8 protein-coding genes are annotated in these 6490 nt (G+C 43.4%); 2 read left to right on the top strand and 6 right to left on the bottom strand.

Annotated elements, in window-relative coordinates; all coding sequences use genetic code 11:
- Nucleotides 1–502 precede the first annotated feature (502 nt).
- Together DCM90_RS09275 and DCM90_RS09270 are read right to left on the bottom strand one after the other, a co-directional pair.
- Nucleotides 503–886, bottom strand: coding sequence for a CvfD/Ygs/GSP13 family RNA-binding post-transcriptional regulator (locus DCM90_RS09275; protein WP_109251079.1), 384 nt, complete (start codon nt 884–886; stop codon nt 503–505).
- An 18-nt stretch (nt 887–904) separates the two neighbouring features.
- The gene (locus DCM90_RS09270) at nt 905–1492 is read right to left on the bottom strand and encodes a peptidylprolyl isomerase (protein WP_109251078.1); all 588 of its coding nucleotides are present in this window, start codon (nt 1490–1492) and stop codon (nt 905–907) included.
- A 189-nt stretch (nt 1493–1681) separates the two neighbouring features.
- Here DCM90_RS09270 and DCM90_RS09265 point away from each other — a divergent pair, with 189 nt between their 5' ends.
- Together DCM90_RS09265 and DCM90_RS09260 are read left to right on the top strand one after the other, a co-directional pair.
- The gene (locus DCM90_RS09265; RefSeq protein ID WP_109251077.1) at nt 1682–2191 is read left to right on the top strand and encodes a phosphatidylglycerophosphatase A family protein; all 510 of its coding nucleotides are present in this window, start codon (nt 1682–1684) and stop codon (nt 2189–2191) included.
- 113 nt (nt 2192–2304) lie between these two features.
- A complete protein-coding gene (locus DCM90_RS09260) occupies nt 2305–2967 on the top strand; it encodes a VTT domain-containing protein (RefSeq protein ID WP_109251076.1) in 663 nt (220 codons plus the stop codon).
- A 15-nt stretch (nt 2968–2982) separates the two neighbouring features.
- Here DCM90_RS09260 and DCM90_RS09255 read toward each other — a convergent pair whose 3' ends face one another.
- Genes DCM90_RS09255 through DCM90_RS09240 form a run of 4 tightly spaced genes read right to left on the bottom strand, consistent with a single transcriptional unit; the run spans nt 2983 to nt 6485 of the window.
- A complete protein-coding gene (locus tag DCM90_RS09255; RefSeq protein ID WP_109251075.1) occupies nt 2983–3627 on the bottom strand; it encodes a TIGR01906 family membrane protein in 645 nt (214 codons plus the stop codon).
- Nucleotides 3628–3629: 2 nt separating this feature from the next.
- Nucleotides 3630–4406 (bottom strand): TIGR01457 family HAD-type hydrolase, encoded by a 777-nt coding sequence (locus DCM90_RS09250; RefSeq protein ID WP_109251074.1) that lies wholly within the window; start codon nt 4404–4406, stop codon nt 3630–3632.
- Nucleotides 4406–5086, bottom strand: a complete 681-nt coding sequence (locus DCM90_RS09245; protein ID WP_109251073.1) for a YutD family protein — start codon at nt 5084–5086, stop codon at nt 4406–4408. The genes DCM90_RS09250 and DCM90_RS09245 overlap by 1 nt, the downstream gene beginning before the upstream one ends.
- The gene (locus DCM90_RS09240) at nt 5076–6485 is read right to left on the bottom strand and encodes a bifunctional metallophosphatase/5'-nucleotidase (RefSeq protein WP_109251072.1); all 1410 of its coding nucleotides are present in this window, start codon (nt 6483–6485) and stop codon (nt 5076–5078) included. The genes DCM90_RS09245 and DCM90_RS09240 overlap by 11 nt, the downstream gene beginning before the upstream one ends.
- Between the last annotated feature and the right edge of the window lie 5 nt (nt 6486–6490).

Genomic DNA, 6490 nt, shown 5'->3' with positions numbered 1-6490 from the left:
TTTCAAAGGTCTACTTGTTTAAATTGCCGAAGCAACTTAATTAGTTTAACATGTCTTTCAAATGATGTCAACAACTTTTTTGAATTAATATTTCCTGTGAATGAATATTAATTCATGTTTTACTGTTTCATCACGTCGACAACGTTAATTAGAATACCATGTTGCTAACTAAGTGTCAAGCTCTTTTTGGATTTAATTATCGTTCTCATTGCTTGTCACCCGTTAGCTTTCTTGGCAACAGAAAATATAATATCAAGTTTCTTGAATGACGTCAAGATCAAATTGCATAAAATTGCAATCTAACAAACTAATCTTCAAATTTAACCCCATACTGAATTCAACTTTGCGTTAAGGGTTGGCGTCTCCAACCCGGAATAACTCTTCATTAACGATATGATTTCATTAGGTTTAGCAAATATTATTCGATAAAAAAACAGGCTAGTATGCTAACCCAATGACCTGACAATTGGATTTACATACCGGCCTGTTTATGGCGAATGACTTAGTTTTGAGTTACAAAGGTTTGGTAGGCTTTCTTGCGCCAGCCATCCAGTTGATTGGCGATTGGCGTAAACCCGATATTAACATTTCGATTAGTCCAATAGTGTTTATGAGTCAAATTAACTGGTTTCCCGGGTTCCCCTTGTTCCTCAAGGCACCTTAGCGAGAGACTAATCTTCCCTGAATATTCATCGATATCTAAAATGATCACATCGATTTCTTGATTAACGGATAGATAATCATGAATATCGCGGACAAAGCCTTGATGACACTCAGAAATGTGAATTAGTCCTTGTTGATGATCACCTAGGTCAACAAATGCGCCATATGGCTGAATTCCAGTTATTCGACCATGAACTCGCATACCAATTTGGTAACTTGTCATTTCGAACTCATCCCCAACTTAATCTTCTACGTCTACACTTTCGATCACAATATCTTGTTCCGGCTTATCAGACATATCTGTTTTTACCTTAGCCATTTGATCAATAACATCCATTCCATCAATTACTTGACCAAAAACCGTATGGTGATGATCAAGCCATGGAGTTCCCCCCTGCTTGTAAGCTTCAATGATGTCATCCGGATAACCGGCATCCTTCATTTGTTCCACCATGCGGGAATCGAGATTTTGATTTTGAACGATGAAAAATTGGCTGCCGTTTGTACCCGGGCCTGCATTAGCCATTGATAACGCCCCGCGAAGGTTAAACAGTTCATTTGAGAACTCATCTTCAAACGTGTTCCCCCAGAGACTTTCGCCGCCCATCCCAGTTCCGGTTGGGTCACCACCCTGGATCATAAAGTCAGGGATAATTCGGTGAAAAATGACGCCGTCGTAATAGTTCTTCTTGGCTAAGCCCACAAAGTTTTCTACCGTTTTTGGTGCTTGTTCTGGGAACAACTGAATCGTGACATCCCCCATCGTTGTTTTCAGAGTTACCTTTGGACCCTTTTGCTGAGCTAAACTCAATTGTGGATATTCTGCCATGTCGTTACCTCCAAGTTTTAATTCATATGACCGCTGAATCCATTATTCGTTTCAATATTATCATACGGATCCTAAACGAGATACTAATTTATTCATTGTTTGACTCCATAGTAATACGTCATCATTGCAACCCATCAATGGGAGAGTTACCTTTGTCATATAGTAAAATTACCGAAAGGATGTTTTAACATGACAAAACCCGATACTCGACTTCGTGAACGCACTATTGAATTACTAAAGGAAAGGGGCGTTAGTTTAACTGACATTGGGGAATTAGTCATCTTTCTCCAGAAAGATTACATTAAGGGACTCACAATGGACATGGCTATTGACAGTGTTCAGGCCGTTTTAAGCAAACGTGAAGTTCAAAATGCCGTAATTACAGGAATTCAGTTAGACGTCAGCGCCGAAAAAAACCAGCTTTTACAGCCGCTTCAAACCATTATTGAACGTGATGAAGGATTGTATGGCGTCGATGAAACCATGGCTTTATCCATCGTTAACGTTTACGGCTCAATCGGCTTCACTAATTACGGTTATATTGATAAGGTCAAACCCGGAATTTTAACCAAGCTTAACGCCCATAAACCCGGAGAAATCCATACTTTCTTAGACGATTTAGTGGGGGCCGTTGCTGCTGCAGCTGCATCCCGTTTAGCCCATGCCGATCCTAAAGAGCAGGACGACCCCTACCGGTAAACAACTAAAGTTTTATTGAAATTAAGGTACTAAAGATACATTCTGACCAAATAATCTGATAAACTACTGAGGTTAAGAAATATCTATCGGTGAAACACCAGAAAGGAACCAGTATGGGGAATCTGATTGATTTTGTTTTACACGTTGACAAACACTTAGTTAATATCGTTAATACTTTTGGAGGATGGACCTACCTGATCCTCTTTGCCATCATCTTAGTTGAAACAGGTGCCGTAATCCTGCCATTTCTACCCGGCGATTCACTTCTTTTCGCTGCGGGGGCACTTGCGGCAAACGCCGCTTACGGCTTAAACATCTGGATCTTTGTGGCGGCCTTCCTTATTGCGGCAATTGCTGGCGACTCCCTTAATTTTTACCTGGGGCAAAAGGCCGGTTCAGCACTCTCAAATAACTCACTATTTGGCAAACTGATTAATAAGGATAAACTTCAGCAGTCTGAACAGTTCTTTAAACAGCATGGTCCAATTGCGATCTTCCTAGGTCGTTTCATGCCCATCATTAGAACGTTCGTCCCGTTTGTTTCAGCCGGGTCAGAATTTCCGTACCGGCGGTTCATTAAATATAACGTCAGTGCGGCAATCTGTTGGGTAGCCCTCTGCTGTGGCGCCGGTTACTTCTTCGGGAACTTCAAGGTCGTTAAAGAGCACTTTTCAATTATCATATTAGGAATTATCGTTATCTCCTTAATTCCTGCTGTGATCGGATTTCTCCGGGGCAAGATGCATTCTACCCCTAAGGCGGATCCAGAAGACTAAATCAAAAGGCTGACCCTAAAGGTCAGCCTTTTTTTGTCCCTTAAATTCACGTTTTCCCCATAAAATGCCAGCGGTAACCATACCTTCAAATAGCAAAAAAAACAGAATAAAACAGTGCAAAAAGAAGGTATCTGGGAGTGCATTAATAATGGGATCCAAAGCGGGATCAAAAATCCAATCCGTATTACGAAAGAGAACTTCGTGAAATGCAATAAAGAAGTCGTTAAAACTAACCAGCATCATCGCCGCTAGCACCAGCGGAAGGACAAAAATCACCTTCAAAGGTTGAATTAACCGCCACTGTTCCTTGGATCGGTAAAGATCATAGAGAAAATAACCGGCAGGAAGACAAGTCAATAATAAAACCCCGTTATTCAGCAAAAACAGCTGTTTAACGTCGTGGAAGTGAACCGCTCCCGTATAAGAAGTTCTAAAATTAGTCATCTTTAGCGTGGTGACCCACGGTAATTCAAGGTAACCCAACATTTGGTGGTAGTTCTTCATCATTTCCGAACTCGATAAACCCACCTGCCGCAAAATTCCCAGCTGATGGCTATCAATGCGATAAAGCCAAAAGCTGTTAATGGTTAAAAAGATGGCTAACGTTAAGGCGCAAAGAACGAGGCAGACCCAAAGCAGGAATCGTTTTACCCTATTCATAATTAGTCCAGCTTCCAGTCATCCAAAGATTTAATGGCATGGGTTGGTTTCCTATCAACCAACGCCATTTGTTCAGGGGTTGACACTCCCGTATACACCAACAAAGTATCCATTCCAACGTTTTGGCCGGCCTTAATGTCCGTATTATAGTTGTCCCCTACCATGACGACATCCTCTGGTCGAAGGTTCATTCGGGATAGGGCCTTAGTCATAATAATGGCTTCTGGCTTACCGATATAGAACGCCCTTTGCTGGGTAGCGTACTCAACCATTTTAACCAACGATCCCGCACCAGGCATCAGTCCCTGTTCCTTTGGAATATTCGAATCAGAATTCGTCCCGATAAACGTGGCCCCCCGTTGAATGGCTAACGTCGCAGTGGCAAATTTATGATAGGTAGCGTCTGAATCCAGACCAACTACGACGTACCGTGGCGTTACTTCGTCGATTATAAACCGTTTAGCAAGCAACGCCCTTTTTAACCCGGCTTCACCAATAACGTAAACGGTCCGGGGGCCGCTTGTCGCCTGTTCGTCAAGGTAATCCGCCGTTGCTAGCCCAGCCGTATAAACGTTATCCACGCTAACGTGAATATCATGATTATCGGCGAGGTTTTTCACCACGTCCTCGGGTAACTTCGTTGTATTATTCGTGACGAATAAGAACGGGGTCCCCGCAGCTTGAAGCCGTTCAATAAACCGTTTAGCTGCAGGGTACCGTGTTTTCCCCGCGTAAATGGTTCCATCTAAATCAATAAAGTAAGCTTTATACTTAGTCACTATTTATCGGCTCCGTTCGGGTTTGAATTATCTTTTTTACGAATGGTAAAGTGGCGCTTGCCCTGACCGCCGCTTTCAACCGCAACCATATTCTGCCTTTTATCGACGGTGTGCTGGTTTCCCTCAACGTGTTCCTGAGTATAGGCGTGTTTAGCGTTTTTCTTATTCCGCCGGCGTCGGTTGGATTTAGAGGCGGTTCGGTTCGTCTCACTATTAGCGGGTTGGGATTTAGCGTTAGATTTTTCAGAACGTTGGTTGTCCGATCGTTTCTTGTTTGTTCGCCGCCGCGGCCGCTGCTTGTTTCGGGATTTACTTGGTTCCTTCACGTCTAAATTATGCAAAACAAAGTAAGCACAGCCAAAATTACAGTATTCAATTAAGTAATCCTCAAGCGAGCTAATGGCGTCTTCCTTTGAACCGTGCCGATCATCACTATAAAATCCCTTCAGGCGAAGCTGTTCAAAGCCCCAGTCCCCGACGATATAATCAAAATGGCTCAATACCGTATTAAAACGTTCCGCTAACGCTTCCTCGTTAAACGCTTCTCGGTGATCGGCCACTAATTCGTACGGATGACCATTAATGGTTAAGGCTTCCGGTGACTCACGGACCACTTCAGCGGCAGCGGAGGCAACGGCCTTTTGTTCTGCTACTAGTTCCTCCAATTGTTTACGATCCATCTGTTTTTCTACGGCCTCCTTCTATGGGGTAGTGGTTAGCTAAATAGTGCCCAACCACATCCCGTAATAGTTGATTAAACAAAATTTCAGCTGTCCCTACCAATTTAATGGTTGGGAAAAAGGGAATAAAAAGATAGTTATCTAGCATTGCAATGGTGTACCGTCGATGAGGATTTAAATCTTCTCCCCGCCAGGTCACCCGGCCAGTCGTTTCATCAAATTGAATTCCCAAATAATTAATCTCACCAAAAATTTTACCACGAAATCCCATCCCTTTAATGGGAAAATGCCGTAAAAACTGACGGCATGACTCCATTTCATTAACTAATCGCCAAACATCGTACCCGGTTAAGGTGACTTTCATGACGTGAATTGCATGGGGCAAAATCTGGTGCAGCTGGTTAGCATTAACAATTCCCTCGGGCAGCCCACTTAAAAATAAGCCGGAGTTCAAAATTGCCGCATCCGTATGAGCGTACTCCGCAATGGCTTGTAGACCCACCGTGATAATTTGGGGCTGACCCTTTGGCTGAGCAACCATTGGCATTGGTAATGCGGCAATTTCTCGTTCACTGAGCAGTTCCTCACCAAGCTCTTCGTAATGATCAATTTCCGACTGATCTTCCGCTAACACGGGTAACGTCCTTACTGCAGTGACGCTTGCAGAGGCCGAAACTAACTGATGTTGATCGTCAACCGATAAATCAATTCTCCCCACGTATTCCCCCCACTTACCTGCAGCCGCCAATAAAGAGTCGTTGACTACCTCACCGTTTTCTAATAAGTGATGGGTATGGCTACCAATAATAATCTGGATCTGAGGAAATCGTTTGGCAATCTGGCGATCCACGTCTAACCCTAAATGGGACAGTAAAATACATAAATCAGCCCGATCCCGGTAAGCGTCTAATAACTCGGACAAAGCTGCCATAACGGATTCTGGCCGCCAGCCAACAAGCGGGTAAGTTAAGAGATACGGCGCCGTTAATCCCAGCACCAGAATCCGGGTCCCTGATGGCTCCGTAATGAGTTTATGGTCAATGGCCCAATCCGGCACTCGATTCGTTTTTTCATCACGAATATCACCCAATATCACATCAAAGTTAGCGTTGTCATAGAGGTGATCAAGTTGGGCATGATTAAACCCCAATCCTTCGTTATTACCAATCGTTACCCCATCGTAATGAATTTGATTCAATAGTTGAACGTTAATGTGACCTCCCGTGGCCTCCGTTAACGGATGAACTCGGTCGCAGTGATCACCCAGGTCAAAGGTCAGTACAGTCTGATGCTGTTCCTGAATTTCCCTCTGGGTAGCTTGTAAGTAACGCCGAATTCGGGGCCAATTTTCAAAATGCGAGTGTAAATCATTCGTATGCAAAATGGTAATTTGCTCCACTGGTT

This window comes from Levilactobacillus bambusae, assembly GCF_003124125.1.
In the GTDB taxonomy this organism is placed as follows: domain Bacteria; phylum Bacillota; class Bacilli; order Lactobacillales; family Lactobacillaceae; genus Levilactobacillus; species Levilactobacillus bambusae.
Note: the sequence above shows the minus strand (reverse complement) of the source record. Positions and strands in the feature narration are given on the sequence as shown.

Bases quoted from the DNA above. Each gene is read 5' to 3' on its own strand.
- DCM90_RS09260 (WP_109251076.1), top strand. From the start codon at position 2,305: ATGGGGAATCTGATTGATTTTGTTTTACACGTTGACAAACACTTAGTT.
- DCM90_RS09265 (WP_109251077.1), top strand. From the start codon at position 1,682: ATGACAAAACCCGATACTCGACTTCGTGAACGCACTATTGAATTACTA.
- DCM90_RS09255 (WP_109251075.1), bottom strand. From the start codon at position 3,627: ATGAATAGGGTAAAACGATTCCTGCTTTGGGTCTGCCTCGTTCTTTGC.
- DCM90_RS09270 (WP_109251078.1), bottom strand. From the start codon at position 1,492: ATGGCAGAATATCCACAATTGAGTTTAGCTCAGCAAAAGGGTCCAAAG.
- DCM90_RS09275 (WP_109251079.1), bottom strand. From the start codon at position 886: ATGACAAGTTACCAAATTGGTATGCGAGTTCATGGTCGAATAACTGGA.
- DCM90_RS09245 (WP_109251073.1), bottom strand. From the start codon at position 5,086: ATGGATCGTAAACAATTGGAGGAACTAGTAGCAGAACAAAAGGCCGTT.